Below are 23,238 nucleotides of genomic sequence, written 5' to 3'. Positions count from 1 at the left end.
TTTGAAGTGTTTTTACTTTAATTTATACCAATTTGTTAATAAGGGGATGGATATGGAAGTTAAAAATCATAATTTTCTTAAACATGAAAATGTCAGGTTGGTTCTAAAGCTGATTTCCGATCATGGACCAATTTCTCGGGCAGAAATCTCTAAGTATATGAAAATGAGTGCCACATCTGCTTCACGTATCGTAGCATTGCTGAGTGAAAAACATTTGATTGAAGAAGTGGCACTGGATCGACAACAAGTTGGTCGAAAAGCAAATTACTTTACCTTAAATAAGAATGGTATCTACTTCATTGGGGTTGAATTAGATGTTTTTGGTTTGCGAATTGGTTTAATGAACTTTGATGAGGAGATGATCTTCAAAAAAACTGTAGCGTTAAAAGAACCACTGCCAGAATTGGTGATTCAGCAGATCAAAGAAGAAATTATGATGATCAAGAAGCAATTCCAGCTAGCAGATAATCATATTTTAGGATTATGTGTTGGGTTGCCGGGCATTATAGAACCTGAGGAAGGGATAGTGGAGTTTTCGGTTCAATTACAATGGAAGAACTATCCTCTGAAAGAAAAAATCCAAGAGCAGTTAGGTATTCCGGTACAAGTCGATAATGAATTAAAAATGAAGGCGATATCCGAATATAAACTAGCAGATGATGGTGTGGAGCATTTGGCAGTTATCGGTTTTGGCAGTGGTGTTGGTTCTGCCTTGATCAGTCATAATGAGATTAATCGTGGTAAATCTAATTTTGCCGGAGAAATTGGTCATACGATTGTAGATCCTAATGGTACATACTGCCCATGCGGTAACTTCGGTTGTTTGCAAACCTATATCGCAGAACCATTCCTGTTAAATGAAGCGGCAAAGGTAAAAAATGTAGCAACAATTACCGAACTGATAAATGAAATAGAAAAGGGAGAGGTTTGGGCGAAGAATTTAGTGGATAAGGCAATTAAGTATGCTGCGATTGCCATTAATAATACGGTTTGTTCTTATAATCCAGATGTAGTTATTTTATCGGGATCTCTTATTGAGAATCACCCCTATATTCAAAAGGAATTACTGAAAGAATACCCTTCCACGATTTGGAATCTTGCGCACGGCACTTTTGATGTACAGATAACCAACAGTAAAGATGAGGGAATTATACTAGGGGCGGCTATACATATGAAGAACTATTTTATCGATCATATTATTTTATAGAAGGTGAAACGAAATGAGTACAATAATTGCAGAAGAATATCGTGGAGGAACGCTAGAGAATAAGCATGAAGGTGCTATTTGTATTTTAAATCAGAATAAAGAGGTTATGTATGCCAAAGGAGAGGTCGAGCATACCCCTATTTTCTATCGCTCGGCAATGAAGCCGATTCAGGCAATCCCAGCGTTCGAGCTAGATATTGGCGACAAGTATCAATTAACAAGTGACGAAATGGCTCTCTTTTGTGCTTCACAACGAGGAGAGACTTACCATCAAAAAAGCTTGCAATCACTGATCCAAAAAGTAGGACTTAGCGAAGAGGCACTTATTTGTGGAGCGAGTTATCCTTTAAATGAAGAACCAAAAATCGATTACATTTGTAAAGGGAATGAAAAGCGTCGGTTACTGCACAACTGTGCAGGGAAGCATCTGGGATTCTTGGCTTATGCAAAGGAAAAAGGGCTTCCTTTAGAAGGATACGGGGAATTTGACCACCCACTGCAAGTTGCGATTAGGGCAGAAGTTGAGACACTCAGTGAATATCCACAGGAAAAAATGAGCGTCGGTAAAGATGGCTGTGGTGTTCCAGTATATGGCGTTCCGTTAAAAAACATGGCCTTATCCTATTTAAAATTTGTGCATCCTGCCTTGGTTGCAGATAAACAGAAAGAGCAAACCCTAGAAAAGATTCTTCTCACCATGCAGGCGAACCCAGAGATCATAGCGTCACATGATTTCATCTGTACTGCATTGTTACAAGATAAAAACATTATCGCGAAAGGGGGAGCACAAGGGGTCTACTGCTTGGCTTTGAAAGAGGAGAAAATCAGCATTGCCTTAAAGGTATTGAGTGGGACCGAGTTGCTTTGGCCTTTGCTTGTCGCAAAAATTTTGGAAAAGCTTGATTACCAAAACAAGCAAACGATCGATCGGCTTTATCAATTACGTTCCCCACAAGTACTTAGTGATGCTGGGGAAGTGGTAGGAGAGACGAAAATAACTTTATAAGAGGGGGACACTATGAAAAAGATAAAATGGATGTTTGGAATGCTGCTTTTAACTGTTGTATTAGGATTAGCAGCATGTAGTTCTAGTGAAGATGATGCAGAGTCAAGTAACGGAGAAAGTGGCGATATCAGCTCTGATCCAAGTAATATTAATATTGCGATCGAACAGGATTTCATTTCACTCGATCCGCACGATGTAGGAGATACTGTATCTATATTTGGTACAAGGTCAATGTATGAAGGTTTGTTAGGTTTTGATGAGAACATGGAACTTGAACCTGTTCTAGCCGAAGATTATCAAGTAAATGATGAATCTTCTGAATTTACCTTTCAACTGCGTGAAGATGTTACCTTTCATGATGGAGAGCCATTTAATGCGGAAGCAGTAAAGGCGAATTTTGACCGGATTATGAATGAGGATTTAAGAGCAGCTAATAATGTTCGTTATGTAGAGAATGTAGAAGTTTTAGGTGAATATGAAATCCAATTTACCTTATCAGAGCCATATAGTCCAATGTTAAATAAGTTTGCAATGATCTTAATGGCAAGTCCAAAAGCTTTTCAGGATGATCCAGATAATTTTCCTATGAATCCTGTTGGAACTGGAGCATTTCAATTTGAAGAATGGAATCAGGGCAGTTCTATGGTAGTTAGTAAATATGAAGATTACTGGGGAGAAACAGATTCTAATGTTGAGCAAGTAACCTTCCAACCTGTACCTGAAAATGGTTCCCGTGTGGCAATGCTGCAGACAGGTGAAGCCGATTTTATTTATCCTGTTCCACATAATAATGTGGAGGAACTAAAAAATAATAGCGACCTAGTAATTGAAGAAACACCTTCTACCATTGCTAGATATGTATCTATTAATACGCAAAAAGAACCGTTTAATGATCCACAAGTGCGTGAAGCGATGAATCTTGCGGTGGATCAAGAGGCATTTCTTGCGGTAGTCAAAGACGGATATGGAGAACCATTAAGCTCGACGATGTCTTCACAAACACAATTTTACCAAGAACAAGAACTGTTTGAAACAGATATCGAAAAAGCGAAAGATTTATTAGCTGATGCGGGCTATCCAGATGGTTTTTCTGCTGAAATCTGGGGAAATACTGCTTCTGAGACCAGTACAGGAATGCAATTTGTTCAACAACAGTTAGAACAAGTAGGAATTGATTTAGAAATACGTTCCATGGAAGAAGCAACCTTATCGGATGCGATCTATACACCAGAAACAGCTGAGGATACTGACTTGCAAATGTGGTATGTCAGTTGGTCTCCTTCTTCTGGTGATGCAGATGGAGCAACTCGTTCCTTATTCCATAATGAATTTTTCCCACCAAACGGGGCTAATACTGCATACTATGATAATCAACAAGTATCTGAGTGGATAGATGAGGCCGTGCAGGAAAGTGATCTTGACGCTCAAGCAGATATCTATGCAGACATTCAAGAAACCATCTATAGTGAAGTACCTTGGATTTATTTAGGGACAGATACGATTCTCTCAGGCCATACTTCTTCACTTGAAGGTGTTTATGTTTTGCCAGATGGTTCAGTTAGTATTAGAAATGCAAATGTAAATTAATCTGTTGTGGGGCTGGAGACGGCCTCACTCCTTTATAGGTAGGTGTTCAACATGCTGCAATATACCATAAAACGACTATTGACGATGATCCCTTTATTGTTAGTGGTTTCTTTTGTTGTTTTTATGTTTATTCACTTTATTCCCGGTGATCCGGCTAGACTGATGGCTGGTCAGGATGCCAATATAGAAGAGATTGAAAATGCACGAGACGCATTAGGCTTAAATGATCCCATCCTTGTCCAATACACTACATATTTATCTTCTTTATTGCAATTGGATTTAGGAGAGTCTTATCGCTCAGGTATACCAGTAATCGATCTGATTTCGGACAGGCTTGGACCGACATTAATATTAACCTTGTTAAGTATTTTATGGGCGCTAGTAATCGGGATAGCCTTAGGGATTATTTCTGCCGTGTTCAGAGATCGTTTCCCTGATCGTCTAGGTATGCTGACGGCCGTTTCAGGAATCTCATTACCAAATTTTTGGTTGGGTCTCGTATGTATTCAATTGTTTTCGGTTCAATTGGGGTGGTTACCCACAGGAGGCGTTAATGATGGCTTGAAAAGTTATATCCTTCCTTCTTTTGCGCTAGGTGCTGGAATTATGGCGATGATAGCTAGGTTTACCCGCTCCTCGCTAGTTAATACATTGAAGCAGGATTATATCAGAACAGCTAGATCAAAAGGTTTAAAAAATGATAGTATCATCTATGGCCATGCCTTGAAGAATTCACTAATCCCTGTTATTACGGTGGCAGGTTTACAGTTTGGCTTTTTGTTGGGAGGATCCGTTGTGGTAGAAACCGTTTTTAGCTTTCCTGGTCTGGGGCAGCTGTTAATCGATTCTATTAACTACCGGGATTATCCAGTGATACAATCACTTATTTTGTTTTTTTCGGTTCAATTCATTATGGTGAATCTGCTTGTAGACCTTTTGTATGGCTTGTTTAACCCGAAAATTCGATATGAATAATGCTTGCTAATAAGGAGGTAAGGGCATTGCAACATAATGAAGTGGAAATAGAAGAAAAAGATTTAGGAAAGATAGAACAGGGCGAAAATCGATATAAAGAGTTTTGGAAGCTATTGAGGAAAAAGAAACCTGCACTTTTTTCGTTATGTTTCATTTTAATACTCCTAATATTGGTGGTGATAGGTCCGTATATTACACCTTTTGATCATACAGAGCCCGATTATAATAATCTATTAAGTGCACCATCTTGGTCCCATTTATTTGGTACAGATGAGTATGGCAGGGATGTATTATCAAGGATTATTGCTGGTACGAGGATTGCGTTGACAGTTAGTGTTTCAGCTGTTTTAATAGGTGCGGTTGTAGGTACTGTGCTTGGTCTAGCCAGTGGTTTCTTTGGTAAATGGGTAGATAAACTGATTATGAGATTTTGTGATATTTTATTTGCCTTTCCTGATTTAATTCTTGCGATTGGCATTGTAGCTATCTTGGGTCCTGGTTTACAAAATGTGATTATTGCGATTGCCTTTTTTAGTGTGCCTTCTTTTGCACGAATTGTAAGAAGTTCAACGCTTGAGGTAAAGGAAATGTTATTTGTAGAATCGGCGAAATCGATGGGGTCTAGTAAAATTAGAATGATTTTCAAGCACATTTTCCCTGAAACAATCCCTGTTATTATCGTATATTTTACGATGACAGTAGGGACTGCTATTCTTTCTGCCGCCAGTTTAAGCTTCCTTGGATTGGGTGCAGAATTATCTTCGCCTGACTGGGGAGCGATGCTTAGTATGGGGAGAGATTATATTGGAACTTCATTTCATATTGTTTTCTTTCCTGGATTGATGATTTTCTTAACGGTTCTTGCCTTTAATATTTTGGGAGACGGACTTAGAGATATAATGGATCCAAAAACGAGAGACTAGAAGGAAGGTATCGAAATGGAACAATTATTAAAGGTATCTAATCTACAGACAGGGTTTAGTAAAGATGGACAAGTGCAAAAGATCCTGCATGGCATAGATTTGCAAGTGAATAAAGGTGAGATAGTGGGGCTTGTGGGAGAATCGGGTAGTGGTAAGAGTGTGACATCTTTGTCTATTATGCAACTCTTACAAGGGACTTCTGGGAAAATAATCGACGGTGATGTGAATTATAAAGGTGTAGACTTACTTTCCTTGAAAGAGTCTGCAATGCGTAAGTATCGTGGAAAGGAATTATCCATGATATTTCAAGAGCCGATGACCTCATTGAACCCAGTGGTTAAGGTGGGTAAGCAAATGAGGGAGATTATTATGCTACATTTGAATTATTCGAAGGATCAAGCGCATAAACATGCGATATCGATGTTAGAGTCTGTTGGTATTCCGCGTGCTGCAGATATTATGAAAGGATACCCACATGAACTATCTGGTGGAATGTTACAACGGGTGATGATTGCTATGCAAATCTCTTGCCATCCTTCTTTATTAATCGCGGATGAACCGACTACCGCACTTGATGTAACAATTCAAGCACAAATTTTGCAATTACTGAAAGATATTCAGCAATCAACAGATATGGGTGTGCTGTTTATCACCCATGATTTAGGGGTAGTTTCCGAGATTTGTGATCGAGTGGTCGTTATGTATGCTGGTAGAGTGGTTGAAGAGCTGCCAGTGGACAGGCTGTTTGAAGATGCAAGACATCCTTATACCAAAGGATTGATTCAATCAATTCCAAAAATAGGAGCAAATAAGCGAAAACTATTCTCCATTGCTGGAACAGTACCGAGCCCTCGCAATATGCCAACAGGCTGTAAATTTGCCCCGCGTTGTGAATATGCCATGGATATTTGTCGACAGAAGGAACCAGACCTTCTTCCATCTAAGTATGGAAAATCAAGATGCTGGCTCGAGTCAACAGGAGAGGAGGAGGCTTATGAGCGAGAACTCTCTTATAGAGATTAAACAATTAACCAAGCAATTCCCAATCGGAAAAAAGTGGTTCAAGCCAACAGGATTTGTCCGTGCAGTAGATGGCTTAGACTTCTCGATTAATAAGGGGGAAACTTTTGGTCTGGTAGGTGAATCTGGTTGTGGAAAGTCTACCACAGGAAGATTGATCAATGGTTTAATCAAGGCCAATCAAGGGGAGATTATTTTTGACGGGCAAGATCTGACGGAATTGTCAGAGAAACAATGGAAATCCTATCGTAAACGCATGCAGATGATTTTTCAAGATCCATTTGCTTCTCTAAGCCCAAGAATGAAAGTGAAGGATATTGTTATGGAACCATTAGATGTGCACTATCCACAGATGCCTAAGGCCGAGAAACAGGAAAAAGCCAAAAGGTTATTAGAAATCTGTGGACTGAGTCCTTACCATTTGAACAAATATCCCCACGAGTTTAGCGGTGGCCAACGTCAACGTATTAGTATTGCACGGGCATTGATATTAAATCCGGAGTTAATTATCGCTGATGAAGCCGTATCTGCCTTGGATGTGTCGATTCAATCACAGGTGCTTAATTTGTTAGTCGATCTCCAGGAGGAATTCCAGTTAACATATTTATTTATTTCACATGACTTAAGTGTAGTAGAACATATCAGTGATCGAATAGGGGTTATGTACTTAGGGAATCTAGTGGAGGTAGCAACCAAAGAACAATTATTCAAAAATCCGAAGCACCCATATACGCAGTCGTTGCTTTCTTCTGTACCACAATTAGGAGAATCAAAAAAAGAGAGGATTACGATTAAAGGAGAAATCCCAAGTGCTTCGAATCCGCCTAAAGGTTGTAAATTCCATACGCGTTGTCCGTTTGCAATGGACATATGCAAAGAAAAAGTACCACAAAATACAAGTATAGAAGATGGGCATAAGGTTGCTTGTCATCTATATTAAATAGGAGGATGACATGAAAGCCAAATTAATATTTTATCAAAACAAACAAGAATTACCAAATAAACTTCAGAAACGTGATACTGACGAGTTTGGTACATTATTTCATTGTTACCATGAAGCCATCGATGAACTATTTGTCCGTATTACGTCTTCACACGAGATATCTAATCAAGATTGGGTAGGGCTTGGTGAGTCTTGTTATGCATTTTGTGAAAAACAGCAAGTCGAGCTACTTCAATTAGATCAGGAGAACAGTGAAAAAATGAATGTTACCCCTTTTCTAGAAGGTTTTTATAAAGCGGATTACCACTTTGATCGCTATCTTTCTGACAGACGCCAAGAAACGGTCGTAATGGAGTTACCGGACCAGTACAAGGAGCATGCTTCCGAGGCGAAGCGGATTGCCAACGCGGTTCATGTGGCACGTGATATTTGTAATGAACCAGCCAATATGCTTTATCCGGAAAGCTATGCTGATTACCTAAAAAAATTGTTTGCTGATACAAATGTCGAAGTGAACATTGTTTCACAACAAGAATTGGGACAAGCAGGATTTTATGCCGTGGAGACGGTAGGTAAGGGAAGTGTGTATCAACCTTGTGTTGCCATTCTCACCTTGAAAAATGCGGAACAGGATGCCATGGCATTAGTAGGTAAGGGCGTCACCTTTGACTCTGGTGGAGTAAATGTAAAAACAGGTAGTGCTATAGCAGAAATGAAAATGGACTTAGGCGGCGCGGCGGCAGTGACTGGAGCGATGAAATTATTGGCCGATAGTCAGGTGCCGTGTCATGTTCAAGCTATTTTACCACTGGTTACCAATGTTAGCGGTGCGAATGCTTATCTGCCATCAGATGTAATTCAATATAAAGACGGACCAAGTGTGGAAGTAGGTAATACTGATGCAGAAGGGAGGCTGATTCTTGCGGATGCCATTTTATATGCGCAGCGTCAAGGAATTCGGCAAATTGTTGATATTGCTACCTTGACTGGGAATGTGGGTCAGGCACTAGGGTTAAAGATGGCTGGTATTTATAGTAATGATCTAAAGATTGTAACCAAGTTGTATCAATATGGCCAGATTAGTGGAGATTTTGTATGGCCGCTTCCACTTGAAAAGGATTATAAGCGTTATTTGGCCAGTCAAGTTGCGGACATTTCCAATATGAGCAGCACTCCTTTTGGTGGTTCTATTACAGCTGCCTTATTCATTGAACACTTTGTCGAAGCCGCGACCAATTGGATTCATATTGATATGGCCAACACCTCCAAGTTCTTTCCTGACGGGAATAAAGGTGCCTCTGGGTTTGGAACGAAACTGCTTTATGAACTAGTGAGGAACAGTGAGGAGCTTTGGGGAGAATAGGGAATGACATGGGACTGCAGAATGATAGAATTCTGTGGTCTTTTTTATAAATGGAAGCAATCATTAGTAAAATGTATTTGACAATAAATTGATGGCATTTTATCATGGATATGTAAAAAGTTTTTTACTTTAAGGGTGAACCTATTTTATGAAAAATTCGATACGAACGATAAGAAAAGAAATGAAAATATCTCAAGAAGAACTTGCCGATCGATGTGGCGTTACAAGGCAAACGATTAACGCTATTGAGAATAATAAGTATGATCCCACTCTTAGTCTGGCGTTTAAATTATCAAAGAATCTTCATACGACAGTAGATCATTTATTTGTTTTTGTGGAGGAGGACGTCAAATGAAATTAAGTAAACCGGACGAAATGGAATACAGTCATCATTTGAAATCTTCAAGGAATGGATTTATGGTTTATACTGTAGCACTAGCTATATGGGTGATCTATGATATCATTGCCGCTAATGAATTTGGTCTGGCATTTATCATTCTCATCCTTGGGAATCTTGTCTTTTTGTGGTCAAAGGTCTTTCTAAATGCACAAACGAAAACAAAGGAAGATAAAATAAAAATACCAACGAAAACAATCTTATGGACAATTATTATTGCTCTCCTATTTCTTGCTATCATTTTCATTATTGATTATTATTTCTAGGCTAACGGAGGTTTTACTACGTTTGTTGCAAAACTTAGGTTTTATATTTTAAATCGAATATAAAAGTTGCTGGGTACTTATGTGTCCAGCAACTTTTTATTGGAAACCATGTAGCAGGTTACAACAGATAAGCTGACCCCGCCTATCATCATAAATTCGTTAGGGAAAACAGATGATCATTTAGTATCCCTTTTTGTAATCCACCACATTTTTTTGAGGTATGCCATTAAGAAGGTAATACCGCAAGTTAGGAATGAATATTTCTTTTACTACACGTTCGGTGTAATGTTCAGTGGCTCCTGCTGTGTGTGGAGTGACGATCACATTATCCATCTCCCAAAGTGGATTGTCAGCCGGTAAGGGTTCCGTTTCAAAGACGTCCATTCCTGCACCAGCTAGTTCCTTATTTCGGAGTGCCTGAATTAATGCCTCTTCATCTACGATTTCCCCTCTGCCGATATTAATCAAAAAAGCCGTATCCTTCATTTGTCGAAATTGCTCCTTGCCAAACAGATGGGTAGTTTCCTTGGTAAGTGGAAGTGTAATCACGACAAAGTCTGATTGGCTGAGAACCTGTTCCAATTGCTCCGTTTGATACATGCCGTCAAAATCGTTGACCAGCTTGCCGGAGTGTCTGACTCCTAATGTTTTCATGCCAAACGCCTTGGCGATTTTGGCGGTTTCCTGTCCGATTGCACCTGTTCCGATAATACCGATTGTTTTTTGATGAATTTCTAATTCAAGTCCGCCGTTATGCCAGTTTTTCTCTTGTTGTTGACGCACATATGTATGAATTTTTCTCGTCAATCCCAGTATCATTGCAAAGATGGTCTCCGAGATAGGAAAGGCATGAACGCCATTAGCGCTTGTAAGCATGACATCTTTTTGCTGCAATCCGGAAAGTGGCAAACTATCGACACCGGCACTCCATGCTTGCACCCATTTAAGTTGGTTATTATTTTGAAGGAGCGTATTTGCTGCCGCGCTTTTCCAATGCAATACGATTTCTGCCTGTTCCAGATCTTCCTGGATACTCTTGCTGTCTTTACTTGCGACAACCTTCCAATCAGGTGCCGCTGACCGGATTGCGGATAAAAGGTGGTGCGATAAATCAGTATTGACAACTAATGTTTTGCTGGTCATAGGATATCCCCTCTCATTTCATTACTGGTTTGTCTTCATTTTATCATCTTTTGGATGGAATGCTGTAGCAAGATGACTTTTGATTATGAAGAACCCCTTCTAACAGAAAAAAACTTGGAATTATGTCCGTAAGAATGAATCTAACAGACAAAAAATCGCCGAATCGCAAAACTATGTCCGTAAGAATGAATCTAACAGACAAAAAACCGCCGGATTGCAAAACTTTGTCCGTAAGAATGAATCTAACAGACAAAAAATCGCGGGATCGCAAAACTATGTCCGTAAGAATGAATCTAACAGACAAAAAATCGCCGAATCGCAAAACTATGTCCGTGAGAATGAATCTAACAGACAAAAAATCGCCGGATCGCAAAATTATGTCCGTAAGAATGAATCTAATAGACAAATTACTAAACTTTGTCCGTAAGAACACTTCTAGTCGATGAAAGCCAGAGGCATAATGAAAGGGTGCGAATAAAACAGCTAAACAGAATGAAGATTTCTCCTATTTAGCTGTTGACAATTGGCCATTTTCATTATATGATTGTCGTTATAGAAAAATAGTTTCTTGAAGGAAAAAGGATGAATTTTATGAACGATGATTTGCTTTAAATTCGGCCTCTAATATCTCTGGCTCTCCATAAGATGGACTTCCAGCTGTTTGCTACAAAAGCTTAAAAAGCGCCGATGATGTAGTTCGTGGGGATAGAATCTCCTCTGTTAACATGGGAGGCAGGAATTTTAAGCAGATGAAACACAGAAGCGAATAGTTAAATGAGCCTGCTGATTCGTGGTGGCATCAGCAAGTCGTTTAACATGTATCATATATTCGTGATAAACAGGTAAAGTAAAGTGAAAAAAGAGGTAACAACAGCTACAGTGGTGTGTGGCATGTTGTTACCTCTTTTGTGATTAAGCTTTGTTTCTAGTCGAACTTCGCGGAAATCCTGTTAATATCGCTACGATACCGCATACCCCAAGCAATATAGGATAAAAAGAATAAGGAATCACCTGTAAGGGTGAGATAGAGGCCAGGCTGGCGATGGCAAGCATTTGGCCTCCATATGGTACAATTCCCTGCCAGCAGGCGGCGAATATATCCAGTAAACTGGCTGCCCTTCTTGGCTGAATGCGATATTCTTGTGCAATATTTTTGGCAAGTGGTCCGGTCATAATAATCGAAATCGTGTTATTGGCTGTGCTAATATCGGCAACACTTACCAGGCTGGCAATGCCGAACTCGGCTCCTTTTTTGGAATGTATTCTGTTGGAAACGAAATTCAGCAGGAAGGTAATCCCGCCATTGTGTTGAATAATTCCAATCATTCCGCCGATTAATAAGGCAACGATCGCAATGTCTTCCATATTGATGATTCCCTGCGAAGCGGCTTGGATCAGGGTTGTTCCCGTATAGGAGCCGTCAATTAAGCCAATCACCCCGGCAAAAATAATTCCGCCTATCAGGACAATCAATACATTGACACCGAGTATAGCAACAATCAATACGGTGAGATAAGGAAGCACTTTAACAAAATTATACGAGTAATCCTCCAGGTTATTGACATGACTTCCAGAAGTAATTACCCATAAAATAACGGCGGTGACGATTGCACCAGGCAATACAATAAAAAAATTGGTTTTAAATTTGTCGCTCATAGCCGAATTTTGTGTTCGCGAAGCAGCAATGGTTGTGTCTGAGATCATCGACAGGTTATCACCAAACATCGCCCCGCCCAGAACGGTAGCCATTGCTAGTGCCATCGGAATATCGGTCTGTTCGGCAATTCCGATACCAATTGGTACAAGCGCCACAACGGTTCCCATCGAAGTTCCCATCGTAACGGAGATAAAACAACCGATGATGAACAAACCAATCATTAATAGGTTAGCTGGCAGTAAAGATAATCCAAGATTTACTGTGGCATCAACGGCTCCCATGCCGCTTGCCACTTCTGAGAATGCTCCGGCAAGCACGAAGATAATGACCATTAAGACAATGTTCTCGTGTCCGGCTCCTTTTGTAAATACTTCTATTTTCTTGCTTAATTTTTCCTTGCGGTTCATGGCCAGTGCTACCGCTGAAGCAATGATGATCGCGACATTAATCGGCATACTGGAAAAGTCTCTAGTAACGATACCTGTCCCAATAAATAACATGATAAAGATAAGTAACGGTAATAGTGCATATGCGTTCCCTTTTGCTTGCTGTGTCATTTGAATGACCTCCTGTGCTGTTAATTCATCGTCATGCCGCCTGTAATGTTGAGTGCCTGCCCTGTCATATAATCGGAAAATGGGGAGGCAAGAAACATCACGACATAAGCGACATCTTCGGGAGTTCCGGTTCGTCCGAGTGGTACTTGTGAAGCGTCTTCTTGACGAATTGCTTCCTCATCTAATCCTCGAAGCTTTCCACCAAGGACACGTTCCCGGTGTTTCATGCTGGTTTCAATGATCCCGGGACAGACAGCATTTACGTTGATTTGATCCTGAGCAAGTTCTAAGGCCATCACCTTTGTCAAGCCAATTACGGCATGTTTGGAAGCAACGTAAGAGCCCATTAAGCGATAGCCGTTCTTACCTGCTTGTGAGGCGATATGTATCATTTTGCCGCTGGTTCCTTGTTTTTTCATTTGCTGGGCAATGACCTGACTGCATAACTGGACTCCTTTTGCATTGACGTCCATCGTTTTGTCCCAATCTTCTTCTTTGATATCGACCAGATAATCCATCGTTGAGATGCCAGCATTATTAACAAGAATATCTACTTTACCAAAACGGTTGATGACCTGTTCCATCATTTTTTCTACATTCTCTTTATTGGAGACATCTGCTTGGATATAAAATAAGTCTCTTTCTGTATTTCTGCCGCTGGGGTGTAGATCGACAACGGCCACCTTTGCATGAGAATGACGCAGGGCGTCGACGATGGCTTTTCCAATTCCATTTGCTCCGCCTGTGACAACGGCCACTTTATCTGTAAGGTCTATCGTGAACATAAAAAATCCTCCCTTGCATTAGAAAAGGGCCTTTTCTGCATAAGAAGAGGCCCTTAAGTGTTTATTCACTGCTCCTCTTATCTGTTAGCATAATCGCTACTGGAATTGGCACATTACTCCATGGAGCTGTTGCCGAGGCTTCCAAGGGCCAGTCCCTCCACCTCTCTAGATAAGAATTGTCTATTAATGATGTTTCTAAATATAACGTTTTTGCTAGGTAAAATCAAGTGTTTTGTTTTGCTAATAGAGCCTCTTGAACAAAAGTTTGCACTGAAACCTTTCTATATAAGTTGAAGGTATAAATGTGACAAAACGTGTGATAAGCAAGTCTTTGCTCGCTTTATTGCCTAATAATATCTAGGTTGATCCAGGAGAAATTACTTCATTCCACTTATATAGTGCAATTCTCCTGTTATACGACACACCCCATTGCTTTTATTATATTTTATATTATAATAGTAAACACAATGTAATGGATTACATTGTTAATAGAAAGGCAATAAAGCAAACAAAATTCAGAAAAAAATGAAAGGAGGTAACAAAATGCCAACGATTCAAGATGTAGCCAAGAAGGCAGGAGTATCCGTGGCTACGGTGTCCCGAGTACTAAATAAACCATCATCCGTAGCAGAAAAAACCCGAGAGAAAGTGAATAAGGCGATGAAGGTGTTAGATTATTCACCCAGTATCTTAGGGAGAAATTTGCGAAATTCGGAAAGTCGCATGTTGTTAGTTTTATTGCCAAAGATATCGAATCCTTTCTATTTGAGAATAGTTGAGGGAATTGAAGAAACCGCTTTAAATTATGGTTATCATATATTAGTATGTCAAACGCACACCACTTCAGAGCGAGAAGATGTTTATTTCAATTTGTTGAAAAACCAGCAGGCGGCTGGGGCCATTACTATGGATCCGCTGATTAATCGTCAGACCATTTCTAGTTTGGCAGAGCAATTTCCGATTGTGCAATGCAGTGAATATGATAAGGAACAAAGCCTGTCTTATGTCACCATCGATAGTGAATTAGCGGCTTATCAAATGACAAAATTTTTATTGAAGCAAGGGCATCAGCGTATTGCATTTGTAAATGTTGGAGAGCATTACTTATATGCAAGGGATCGAAAAAAAGGATTTATTCGTGCATTAGAAGAATTTCACATAACAGTTGAGGAAGATTGGTTCTACTACGCAGATAGTGTGACCTTTGAAGCTGGGCAACAAGCGATGCGTTCTCTATTGAATAGAGAGAAAGCGTTTTCTTCTGTGTTTGCCGTATCCGATATTTTGGCGATTGGTGCTTTAAAAGAATTAAATATGCAAGAGATTAGTGTGCCGGATGAGGTAGCGATTGCAGGATTTGATAAGATTGATTTTACCAACATGACATATCCAACATTGACAACTGTTTCACAGCCAATGTACAAAATGGGGTGTGCCTCCGTAGATATGTTAATCAAGAAGATTCAAGGAAAACAAGTGGAAGATATTATTTTAGAACATGAGTTGATTATACGTGAGTCCACATGACAGAGAGTGACAGTAGCTCACATCATCCGTTCCTTCCAAACCGACTTCATTAATTAAATTTATTTTTTAGGAAATGGGTGAAGGTACTGCGTGTTTTTGTTATAATTTTAATGAAATCGTTTACAAATGGTGGCGATTATCTAAACAAAAGGGGTGTGTAACGATGTTATCAACTAAAAAAGGCTTGTTATCCGTTTTACTTATTTTGTTAGCACTATTTATTGCTGCTTGTAGCGGAGACAGTGGTTCGGAAAATGGCGCAAGTGGCGATGATGAAGGAAATAATGCTGCAGAAAATGAAGGCGCTTCAGAAGAAAATGAAGAGGAAGTTACCATCGTTTATGCAACCGGTGTGGATACGACAGGTGCTACCCAAAGACAGATTGAGGTATTTGAGGAGGAGCACCCTCACATTAACGTGGAGTATCGCGAAATGCCTGCCGATACGGGACAACAGCATGATCAATATGTCACCATGTTTAGTTCACAAAGTGATGAAGTGGATGTGTTCAATGGTGATGTCATTTGGTCGGCAGAATTTGCCCAAGCCAATTATGCGATGGAGCTAGATCGTTTTATTGAAGCTGATGGCATAGATTTGGAGGCTCATTTTAATGGTCCGATTCAAGCGGGGAATTATGATGGTAAACAATGGTCATTGCCGGTGTATGTCAATGCCTCTTTCCTTTATTACCGAACGGATATCACCGATACACCGCCAGAGACCTGGGATGAATTAATAGAACAATCGGAGCAGCTGCAAGGAGAAGGAGGTACAGAATTTGGTTATTTAATGCAGGGTTCACAATATGAAGGTCTTGTCACCAATTTTGTTGAAATAATTGCTTCTTATGGTGGTAATGTGATCGATGAAAATAACAATGTCGTGGTCAATAGTCCGGAGACAATCAAAGGTATTGAAAAATTAGCGGAGATTGTCCAATCGGATTTTGTTCCTGGGAATATATTGAATTTTAAAGAAATCGAAACGGAAAATGCTTGGATTGCTGGCGATTCGGTGTTTGCCCGTAACTGGACATATATGCAATCCTCTTCTAATGATGAGGAACGTTCTGATGTGGCAGGTAATGTAGAAATTGCACCAATTCCTGCTGGTGATGAAGGTACTGCCTCTGCGTTAGGTGGATGGATGGCGATGATTAATCGTTATTCTGAGCATCCAGAGGAATCATGGGAGTTAGTTAAATTTTTAAGTAGTGCAGAAGGTCAAAAAATTGGCGCTGTCGAAGGGGCGAGGGCACCGACTGTGGAATCAATATATGATGATCCAGAGGTTCAAGAGGCTGGCCCATTGTTTTCAAATCCAAGTTTTATTGAGGGACTAAGAACAGCTGTACCTCGCCCGGTATCACCGATCTATCCAGAAATCTCTGAAATTATTCAAATTGAAGTTTCACGGGTTTTTACAGATGAACAGACAGCCGAGGAAGCAGCAGAGAATATGCAGTCGAAAATTGAAGAAGCTATGATGGAGTAAGATAGATGGAGGCAGAGGGCTACCTATGTGCCTCCATTTTTCTGCAAAAACGGTTCATTACAGACAAATTTCAAAAAATGTTTGACTTATAAAGGAAGTTTGATATAATAAATGTAATCGATTACAAAAACAAGACAATCGATTGCATTATAACAAGTTATAGGAGGGTCTGTTATGATACAGATGAAAAGGTTGCTTTTATTAGGTTTATTAGTATTGTTTGCTGTATTCGTTGTTGCGTGTGGCGGAGACAGCGGTTCGGAATCAGACAATGCCGGTTCTGATGAAAATGAAAGCGGTTCAGAAGAAGGTGGAGATGCTGAAGAAGGGGAAGAAGTAACCATCGTTTATGCAACAGGGGTGGATACAACAGGTAAAGTAGAAGCTCAAATTGAAGAATTTGAGGAATTAAACCCAAACATCACGGTTGATTATCGCGAAATGCCATCAGACACAGGGCAACAACATGATCAATATGTAACGATGTTTAGCTCACAAAGTTCGGAGATAGACGTGTTTAATGGCGATTCAATTTGGCCAGCAGAATTTGCTCAAGCAAACTATGCGTTAGAATTAGATCGTTTTATTGAAGCAGACGGCTATGACTTAGACGCTCACTTTGATGGTCCGATACAAGCAGGTAATTTTGATGGGAAACAATGGGCGTTACCGTTATTCATTGACGCTTCCTTCCTTTACTATCGTACAGATGTAACCGATACACCACCAACGACTTGGGATGAATTAATTGAACAAGCTGGTGAGTTACAAGGAGAAGGTGGAACAGAATTTGGTTATATCACACAAGCCAATCAATATGAAGGTTTAGTAACGAATTTCGTCGAAATCATTGCTTCGTATGGTGGAGCTGTACTTGATGAAAATGATGAGGTAGTAGTAGATAGTCCAGAGACTGTGAAGGGCTTAGAGAAATTAGCAGAGATTGTTCAATCCGATTTTGTTCCAGGAAATATTCTTAACTTCCAAGAAATCGAAACAGAGAATGCTTGGATTGCTGGTGATTCCGTATTTGCTCGTAACTGGCCATATATGCAATCTTCTTCTAGTGATGAAGAGCGTTCGGAAGTAGTTGATAATGTAGATATTGCACCTCTTCCTGCGGGAGATGAAGGAAGCGCTTCCGCTTTAGGTGGTTGGATGGCCATGATTAATCGTTATACAGAACATCCAGAAGAGTCTTGGGAATTAGTAAAATATTTAGCTGGTGAACCAGGTCAGAAAACAGGTGCTATCGTCGGTAACCATGCACCAACGATTGAATCACTGTATGATGATCCAGAAGTACAAGAGGCGGCTCCATTATTCCAAAACCCTGAGTTCGTGGAAGGGCTAAGTCAAGCTGTACCACGTCCGGTATCACCAATTTATCCAGAGATTTCTGATATTATTCAGATTGAAGTTTCTCTCGTGTTAACAGGCGAACAAACAGCCGAGCAAGCAGCACAGAATATGCAGACAAAAATAGAAGACGCTATGGCAGAATAACGCTTGATACCGGAGACGAGCAAGATGAGTACGTTCGGTCTCATCTTGCTTTTTCTTTTAAGTATACATTGGATGGTGTACTTAGCAGAAAGGGAGGGAAAGAAACGTGAAAAATTTTCAGCTGAACGAAAAGCAGCTAGGTTATATGATGATATTACCATCAATTATTTTGGTGGTGCTCGTTACCTTATGGCCTGTTGCTCAGTCCTTTTATAATAGTTTATTCGATTATCGATTGAATGATCCCAGCAGATCACAACGTATGCTGGATGCCAACATGGATTTAGAGAGTTATGTGGATAATTATTTTTATATTGATGGTCAACTGAGTGATCTGGAAGGTAGTGTAGATGGTGAGGCTTTGGCGACGATCCAAGAGGCGAGAGAAACCATTGAAAGTTATCACGGAGAATTAGCTTCAGATGACGAAATCAATACTAAAATGGAAGAAATTGATGAGAAATTAATGAATTACGAACCGATTTCAGACCAGGATTTGAAATATGCTGAGATCGATAGTGATTTTGCCACCGATTACCGAACCGCTTTAGAAGGTATTTCGGAAGACTTGCAAGCGATGTCAGAAAATGCAAGTGATGAAGAATCGGCGCAAAGTTTAGAACAGGCGAGTTCTTTGATATCGGCTACTAGTGGCGATATTTTAGAGTCCAACTTTATTGGTGTGTCGAATTACATTAAGTATTTCAAGGATGCACGAATGTGGCAATCTCTCTGGAACACAGTACTATTTACGGTTGTTTCCGTTGGGTTTGAGCTTGTCTTAGGCTTGGGAATTGCTTTGTTAATCAATCGTGCCTTTACAGGTCGAGGAATTGTCAGGGCGTCTGTACTTATACCTTGGGCGATTCCAACGGCGGTTGCAGCCATGATGTGGGGCTTTCTCTATGATGGACAAACAGGTATCGTTGCCCATTACTTTGAACAGCTCAATTTGATACCAAATACGTCCTGGCTGTTATCGACTTCAAGTGGTGGAATGTTCTCGATCATCTTTGCCGATGTGTGGAAAACCACTCCATATATGGCGCTGCTCTTGTTAGCAGGTTTACAGACGATTCCGAAGTCACTATATGAAGCAAGTGATGTAGATGGTGCGAATAAACTGCAACAATTTTTTAAGATTACGTTACCTTTATTAAAATCATCTATTTTGGTTGCGTTGTTGTTTAGAACATTAGATGCCTTCCGTGTGTTCGACCTTATCTACGTACTGACTGGTGGTGGACCAGCAAATGCTACCGAATCCATTTCGATATACGCATATGTTACCTTGTTCTCCCAACAAAACTTTGGTGAAGGTTCCGTATTATCGGTTATTGTGTTCTTGTCTGTAGCATTAATTAGCTTTATTTATGTCCGCTTAATCGGTTCAGATCTATTCGCAGGACGTACGAAATAAGGAGGAGAAAGCATATGAATAAACGTGCAGGTATAGGATTTTATATATTCCTTGTCATATTTGTATTTCTGGTAATGTTCCCTTTTATCTGGGTATTCTTAACGTCGATAAAACCAGTTGGCGAAATATTCACATCATTTAAATGGTTTACAAGCAATCCGACGTTAGATTCTTATCAGGCGGCGTTAACCAATCGGCCGTTATTACGCTACATGTTAAACAGTTTTGTTGTATCCAGTTTAACCACGCTTTTGGCAGTGTGTTTTGCTGCATTTGCTGCGTATGCGGTGACTAGATTGCCGATTAAAGGAAAGGGAATCTTTTTAGGGGTTGTATTAGCTGCCTCTATGTTTCCGCAAGTTGCGATTATTTCACCAATCTTTAATTTGGTGACGGATTTGGGACTTCGTAACAGTTATATCGGTTTGATTATCCCATATTTAACGATCAGTTTACCGTTATCGATTTGGATTTTATCCACTTTCTTTCAGAAGATTCCGTTCGAATTGGAAGAATCGGCAAAACTGGATGGGGCAAGCCCGTTTCAAACGTTTCGCAAAATCATTTTTCCATTGGCAACACCAGGTATTTTCACAACGGCGATTCTGGTATTTATCGCGGCTTGGAATGAGTATCTATTTGCCTTAACTATCAATAGTGATGATAATTGGAGAACGATTCCAGTTGGGATTTCCATGTATCAAAGTGAATACTCGGTACCGTGGGGAGACATTTCCGCAGCAACGGTTATTGTAACCATTCCAATTGTCATCTTAGTATTAATGTTCCAGAAACGAATTGTATCTGGTTTAACATCAGGTTCAGTAAAAGAATAATTTGATAAAAAAAGTGCGGCAGTAGGTTTTTATAAGCTTTCTGTCGTACTTTTTGTGTGATGATGGACAGTGTTTTTAGAGGTGGATGGTCGTTGTTTTCTATGAATTGTGCGGACTGAGGAACGGGAAGTGCGTTCTCCAATCCGTAAGAATGCCACTGGAGAGTCACTACTGATTTTTTCTCTGGTAATAGCAAGTGCAGTCCTTGCTTCATTCCATCTCACAGCAGCGAATCTTCGCTATGATTATTCCGAGACAATCTAGTAAAATAGGTTTAAGGTTACCATTTTTAGATAATAAATAATAATAAGAGAGGTGGATCAAATGCAAAATTATATAGATAAGATCAACGAAATGACGTTAGAGGAGAAGGCAAGCCTTTGTTCAGGGTTTGACTTTTGGCATTTGCAGGAAATTGAACGTTTGGGAATTCCATCTGTGATGGTCACGGATGGACCTCATGGTTTGCGGAAACAAGCGCAAGGATCCGATCATTTGGGATTACATAATAGTGTGCCTGCTACTTGTTTCCCCTCTGCTGCAGGGCTCGCTAGTACGTGGGATAAAGAGCTAATCTATCAAGTAGGAGAGGCGCTTGGAAAAGAGGCACAAGCAGAAGATGTGGCAGTGTTATTAGGACCTGGTGCGAATATTAAAAGATCCCCATTATGCGGACGGAATTTTGAATATTTTTCAGAAGATCCGTATCTTTCTTCTGCGATGGCAACGTTCCACATTAAAGGTGTGCAAAGTCAAGGTGTGGGCACTTCGCTCAAGCATTTTGCCGTCAATAACCAAGAGCATCGTCGGATGTCTGTGGATGCTATCGTTGATGAACGAACACTACGAGAAATCTATCTAGCCAGTTTTGAACGAGCGGTAAAAGAAGCTGAGCCGTGGACGGTAATGTGTGCTTATAACAAAGTGAATGGCGAATACGCAGGAGAAAACAAGCGGTTGTTAACCGATATATTGCGTGAAGAGTGGGGTTATCAAGGATATGTTGTTTCCGATTGGGGAGCAGTCAATGAACGGGTACAGGCATTGGAAGCAGGTCTGGATTTAGAAATGCCTGCCAATAATGGAGTGAATGATCGCCAAATAGTAACAGCCGTTCAAGAGGGCAGATTGGCAGAACAAACATTGGATATGGCACTTGAGCGTATGTTGCATATACTAGATCAAGCGGTCAGCAATCGAAAAGAAAGTGCCAGTTATGATAAGGAACGGCATCATCAATTAGCACGACAGGTAGCTGCCGAGGCGGCAATTTTATTGAAAAATGAAGGAAGTATCTTACCTTTAGTGGGAAATACGAAGGTAGCTGTTATCGGTAATTTCGCTGAAGAACCACGTATCCAAGGGGGCGGAAGTTCCCATATCAATCCAACTCAGGTAGATAGGGCGATCGACGAACTGCAAGCATACACCTCCGATATCACCTATACAGCAGGTTATCCATTAGCAACGGATCGAGTAGATGAAGAAGAAGTAATCAAGGCACAGCAGCAAGCACAAGAAGCAGAAGTAGCTATCTTGTTTGTGGGACTTCCAGATCGTTATGAATCAGAAGGCTATGACCGAAAGCACCTGCAGATTCCAGAGAATCACCGTTTGCTGATTGAAGCCGTTGCAGAAGTACAACCCAATACCGTGATTGTGTTGAGTAATGGTGCACCGATCGAGATGCCTTGGCTGGATCGTGTGAAGGCTGTGGTGGAAGGATATTTAGGTGGACAAGCATCAGGTGGTGCGATTGCTGATGTCTTATTTGGTAAAACCAATCCAAGTGGTCGATTGGCAGAAACTTTTCCAGCAAAATTGAGTGATAATCCGTCATTTCTTAATTTTCCAGGTGAAGGAGATAGAGTGGAGTATCGAGAAGGCATTTTCGTTGGTTATCGTTATTATGATACCAAAGAAGTAGAGCCGTTATTTCCTTTTGGTTATGGTTTAAGCTACACGAATTTTTCCTATCGAGATCTTCAGGTAGATGTGAAGGAGATCACCGATCAAGAATCATTACAAGTATCGGTCAAGGTGAAAAATACAGGTGCGTTAGCGGGGAAGGAAGTGGTTCAGTTATATGTAAAAGATGAAGAAAGTTTCGTGCAACGACCGGAAAAGGAATTAAAAGGGTTTGAAAAGGTATGTCTCGAGCCTAATGAAGAAACAACCGTGACGTTTATGTTGGATAAACGAGCTTTTGCTTATTACGATGTGGAGTTAGCCGATTGGCATGTGGAAACAGGTGATTTTCAATTGTTCATCGGCAGGTCATCGCAAGAAATGGTGCTTTCCGATCGTATTCATGTTACGAGCACGGTTGAGCGGCCATTTGTTGTGCATCCGAATACACTAATGGGTGATCTATTTGCCCAGCCAAGGTTAGCCCCTGTCGCCAAGCAATTATTAGTAGAAAACAGTCCTTTTGCCGGCAGTGATGATGACAATGAGATGATGGAGGCAATGGTTCAGAATATGCCATTACGCGCTTTGGTTAATTTTGGTGGCGGGGCCTTTACTCATGAGAAACTAGCGGAAATGATCAATGAATTGAATAAGCTATAGATAGGTCATTCATTGCTAAGCGCAGTCCTTGTAACTGACTTGCAGTGACCC

General features: G+C 40.4%; 20 protein-coding genes and 1 riboswitch. Of the genes, 17 read left to right on the top strand and 3 right to left on the bottom strand.

What is annotated here, in order from left to right; genetic code table 11:
• The first annotated feature begins 52 nt into the window (after nt 1-52).
• From E0E32_RS05455 to E0E32_RS05410, 10 genes are all read left to right on the top strand, one after another.
• Entirely contained in the window at nt 53-1,207 is a 1,155-nt protein-coding gene (locus E0E32_RS05455; protein WP_066187881.1) for an ROK family transcriptional regulator, read from the top strand.
• Between the two features lie 13 nt (nt 1,208-1,220).
• Nucleotides 1,221-2,213, top strand: a complete 993-nt coding sequence (locus E0E32_RS05450) for an asparaginase (RefSeq protein WP_130859221.1) — start codon at nt 1,221-1,223, stop codon at nt 2,211-2,213.
• A 12-nt stretch (nt 2,214-2,225) separates the two neighbouring features.
• Nucleotides 2,226-3,800 (top strand): glutathione ABC transporter substrate-binding protein, encoded by a 1,575-nt coding sequence (locus E0E32_RS05445; RefSeq protein WP_130859220.1) that lies wholly within the window; start codon nt 2,226-2,228, stop codon nt 3,798-3,800.
• A gap of 51 nt (nt 3,801-3,851) precedes the next feature.
• Nucleotides 3,852-4,775 carry a nickel ABC transporter permease gene (nikB, locus tag E0E32_RS05440; RefSeq protein ID WP_130859219.1) on the top strand — a complete coding sequence of 308 codons (924 nt, stop codon included), beginning with the start codon at nt 3,852-3,854 and terminating at the stop codon, nt 4,773-4,775.
• Nucleotides 4,775-5,698: an ABC transporter permease gene (locus E0E32_RS05435; protein ID WP_078059925.1), complete on the top strand. Its 924-nt coding sequence runs from the start codon at nt 4,775-4,777 to the stop codon at nt 5,696-5,698. The genes nikB and E0E32_RS05435 overlap by 1 nt, the downstream gene beginning before the upstream one ends.
• 15 nt (nt 5,699-5,713) lie before the next feature.
• Complete coding sequence (locus E0E32_RS05430) at nt 5,714-6,721, top strand: ABC transporter ATP-binding protein (RefSeq protein ID WP_066187872.1); 1,008 nt, start codon at nt 5,714-5,716, stop codon at nt 6,719-6,721.
• Nucleotides 6,693-7,658: an ABC transporter ATP-binding protein gene (locus tag E0E32_RS05425; RefSeq protein ID WP_066187869.1), complete on the top strand. Its 966-nt coding sequence runs from the start codon at nt 6,693-6,695 to the stop codon at nt 7,656-7,658. The genes E0E32_RS05430 and E0E32_RS05425 overlap by 29 nt, the downstream gene beginning before the upstream one ends.
• A 13-nt stretch (nt 7,659-7,671) precedes the next feature.
• The gene (locus E0E32_RS05420) at nt 7,672-9,024 is read left to right on the top strand and encodes a M17 family metallopeptidase (RefSeq protein ID WP_130859218.1); all 1,353 of its coding nucleotides are present in this window, start codon (nt 7,672-7,674) and stop codon (nt 9,022-9,024) included.
• Nucleotides 9,025-9,172: 148 nt separating this feature from the next.
• Nucleotides 9,173-9,379: a helix-turn-helix transcriptional regulator gene (locus tag E0E32_RS05415; protein WP_066187865.1), complete on the top strand. Its 207-nt coding sequence runs from the start codon at nt 9,173-9,175 to the stop codon at nt 9,377-9,379.
• Nucleotides 9,376-9,687, top strand: coding sequence for a hypothetical protein (locus tag E0E32_RS05410; RefSeq protein WP_066187864.1), 312 nt, complete (start codon nt 9,376-9,378; stop codon nt 9,685-9,687). The genes E0E32_RS05415 and E0E32_RS05410 overlap by 4 nt, the downstream gene beginning before the upstream one ends.
• A gap of 180 nt (nt 9,688-9,867) precedes the next feature.
• On the opposite strand, the gene E0E32_RS05405 is transcribed toward E0E32_RS05410, so the two are convergent.
• Nucleotides 9,868-10,830 (bottom strand): D-2-hydroxyacid dehydrogenase, encoded by a 963-nt coding sequence (locus E0E32_RS05405; protein ID WP_130859217.1) that lies wholly within the window; start codon nt 10,828-10,830, stop codon nt 9,868-9,870.
• A gap of 122 nt (nt 10,831-10,952) precedes the next feature.
• Between E0E32_RS05405 and E0E32_RS22085 the strand changes: the two genes are divergently transcribed.
• Nucleotides 10,953-11,276 carry a hypothetical protein gene (locus E0E32_RS22085; protein ID WP_165444965.1) on the top strand — a complete coding sequence of 108 codons (324 nt, stop codon included), beginning with the start codon at nt 10,953-10,955 and terminating at the stop codon, nt 11,274-11,276.
• A 466-nt stretch (nt 11,277-11,742) separates the two neighbouring features.
• On the opposite strand, the gene E0E32_RS05400 is transcribed toward E0E32_RS22085, so the two are convergent.
• Complete coding sequence (locus E0E32_RS05400; protein WP_066187859.1) at nt 11,743-13,044, bottom strand: Na+/H+ antiporter NhaC family protein; 1,302 nt, start codon at nt 13,042-13,044, stop codon at nt 11,743-11,745.
• Nucleotides 13,045-13,064: 20 nt separating this feature from the next.
• The gene (locus E0E32_RS05395) at nt 13,065-13,829 is read right to left on the bottom strand and encodes an SDR family NAD(P)-dependent oxidoreductase (protein ID WP_066187858.1); all 765 of its coding nucleotides are present in this window, start codon (nt 13,827-13,829) and stop codon (nt 13,065-13,067) included.
• 74 nt (nt 13,830-13,903) lie between these two features.
• Nucleotides 13,904-14,005: riboswitch (SAM riboswitch) on the bottom strand.
• 367 nt (nt 14,006-14,372) lie between these two features.
• On the opposite strand from E0E32_RS05395, the gene E0E32_RS05390 reads away from it, so the two are divergent.
• The 6 genes from E0E32_RS05390 to E0E32_RS05365 all read left to right on the top strand — a co-directional run bounded on the left by E0E32_RS05390 (nt 14,373) and on the right by E0E32_RS05365 (nt 23,187).
• On the top strand, nt 14,373-15,356 hold the full coding sequence (locus tag E0E32_RS05390; RefSeq protein WP_130859216.1) for a LacI family DNA-binding transcriptional regulator: 984 nt from the start codon (nt 14,373-14,375) through the stop codon (nt 15,354-15,356).
• Between the two features lie 163 nt (nt 15,357-15,519).
• Nucleotides 15,520-16,854 carry an ABC transporter substrate-binding protein gene (locus E0E32_RS05385; RefSeq protein WP_066187855.1) on the top strand — a complete coding sequence of 445 codons (1,335 nt, stop codon included), beginning with the start codon at nt 15,520-15,522 and terminating at the stop codon, nt 16,852-16,854.
• A 174-nt stretch (nt 16,855-17,028) separates the two neighbouring features.
• On the top strand, nt 17,029-18,360 hold the full coding sequence (locus E0E32_RS05380; RefSeq protein WP_066187852.1) for an ABC transporter substrate-binding protein: 1,332 nt from the start codon (nt 17,029-17,031) through the stop codon (nt 18,358-18,360).
• A 106-nt stretch (nt 18,361-18,466) separates the two neighbouring features.
• A complete protein-coding gene (locus E0E32_RS05375) occupies nt 18,467-19,780 on the top strand; it encodes a carbohydrate ABC transporter permease (RefSeq protein WP_207302269.1) in 1,314 nt (437 codons plus the stop codon).
• Between the two features lie 14 nt (nt 19,781-19,794).
• Nucleotides 19,795-20,616 carry a carbohydrate ABC transporter permease gene (locus tag E0E32_RS05370; RefSeq protein WP_066187847.1) on the top strand — a complete coding sequence of 274 codons (822 nt, stop codon included), beginning with the start codon at nt 19,795-19,797 and terminating at the stop codon, nt 20,614-20,616.
• Nucleotides 20,617-20,940: 324 nt separating this feature from the next.
• Nucleotides 20,941-23,187 (top strand): glycoside hydrolase family 3 C-terminal domain-containing protein, encoded by a 2,247-nt coding sequence (locus E0E32_RS05365; protein WP_130859215.1) that lies wholly within the window; start codon nt 20,941-20,943, stop codon nt 23,185-23,187.
• The last annotated feature ends 51 nt before the right edge of the window (nt 23,188-23,238 follow it).

Origin of the sequence: Gracilibacillus phocaeensis (assembly GCF_900626275.1) — a bacterium.
GTDB lineage: Bacteria > Bacillota > Bacilli > Bacillales > Amphibacillaceae > Gracilibacillus > Gracilibacillus timonensis.
Note: the sequence above shows the minus strand (reverse complement) of the source record. Positions and strands in the feature narration are given on the sequence as shown.

Bases quoted from the DNA above. Each gene is read 5' to 3' on its own strand.
- E0E32_RS05450 (WP_130859221.1), top strand. From the start codon at position 1,221: ATGAGTACAATAATTGCAGAAGAATATCGTGGAGGAACGCTAGAGAAT.
- E0E32_RS05390 (WP_130859216.1), top strand. From the start codon at position 14,373: ATGCCAACGATTCAAGATGTAGCCAAGAAGGCAGGAGTATCCGTGGCT.
- E0E32_RS05445 (WP_130859220.1), top strand. From the start codon at position 2,226: ATGAAAAAGATAAAATGGATGTTTGGAATGCTGCTTTTAACTGTTGTA.
- E0E32_RS22085 (WP_165444965.1), top strand. From the start codon at position 10,953: ATGTCCGTAAGAATGAATCTAACAGACAAAAAATCGCCGAATCGCAAA.
- E0E32_RS05410 (WP_066187864.1), top strand. From the start codon at position 9,376: ATGAAATTAAGTAAACCGGACGAAATGGAATACAGTCATCATTTGAAA.
- E0E32_RS05365 (WP_130859215.1), top strand. From the start codon at position 20,941: ATGCAAAATTATATAGATAAGATCAACGAAATGACGTTAGAGGAGAAG.
- E0E32_RS05395 (WP_066187858.1), bottom strand. From the start codon at position 13,829: ATGTTCACGATAGACCTTACAGATAAAGTGGCCGTTGTCACAGGCGGA.
- E0E32_RS05430 (WP_066187872.1), top strand. From the start codon at position 5,714: ATGGAACAATTATTAAAGGTATCTAATCTACAGACAGGGTTTAGTAAA.
- E0E32_RS05420 (WP_130859218.1), top strand. From the start codon at position 7,672: ATGAAAGCCAAATTAATATTTTATCAAAACAAACAAGAATTACCAAAT.
- E0E32_RS05405 (WP_130859217.1), bottom strand. From the start codon at position 10,830: ATGACCAGCAAAACATTAGTTGTCAATACTGATTTATCGCACCACCTT.
- E0E32_RS05425 (WP_066187869.1), top strand. From the start codon at position 6,693: ATGAGCGAGAACTCTCTTATAGAGATTAAACAATTAACCAAGCAATTC.
- E0E32_RS05370 (WP_066187847.1), top strand. From the start codon at position 19,795: ATGAATAAACGTGCAGGTATAGGATTTTATATATTCCTTGTCATATTT.
- E0E32_RS05455 (WP_066187881.1), top strand. From the start codon at position 53: ATGGAAGTTAAAAATCATAATTTTCTTAAACATGAAAATGTCAGGTTG.
- E0E32_RS05435 (WP_078059925.1), top strand. From the start codon at position 4,775: ATGCTTGCTAATAAGGAGGTAAGGGCATTGCAACATAATGAAGTGGAA.
- nikB (WP_130859219.1), top strand. From the start codon at position 3,852: ATGCTGCAATATACCATAAAACGACTATTGACGATGATCCCTTTATTG.
- E0E32_RS05380 (WP_066187852.1), top strand. From the start codon at position 17,029: ATGATACAGATGAAAAGGTTGCTTTTATTAGGTTTATTAGTATTGTTT.
- E0E32_RS05385 (WP_066187855.1), top strand. From the start codon at position 15,520: ATGTTATCAACTAAAAAAGGCTTGTTATCCGTTTTACTTATTTTGTTA.
- E0E32_RS05415 (WP_066187865.1), top strand. From the start codon at position 9,173: ATGAAAAATTCGATACGAACGATAAGAAAAGAAATGAAAATATCTCAA.
- E0E32_RS05400 (WP_066187859.1), bottom strand. From the start codon at position 13,044: ATGACACAGCAAGCAAAAGGGAACGCATATGCACTATTACCGTTACTT.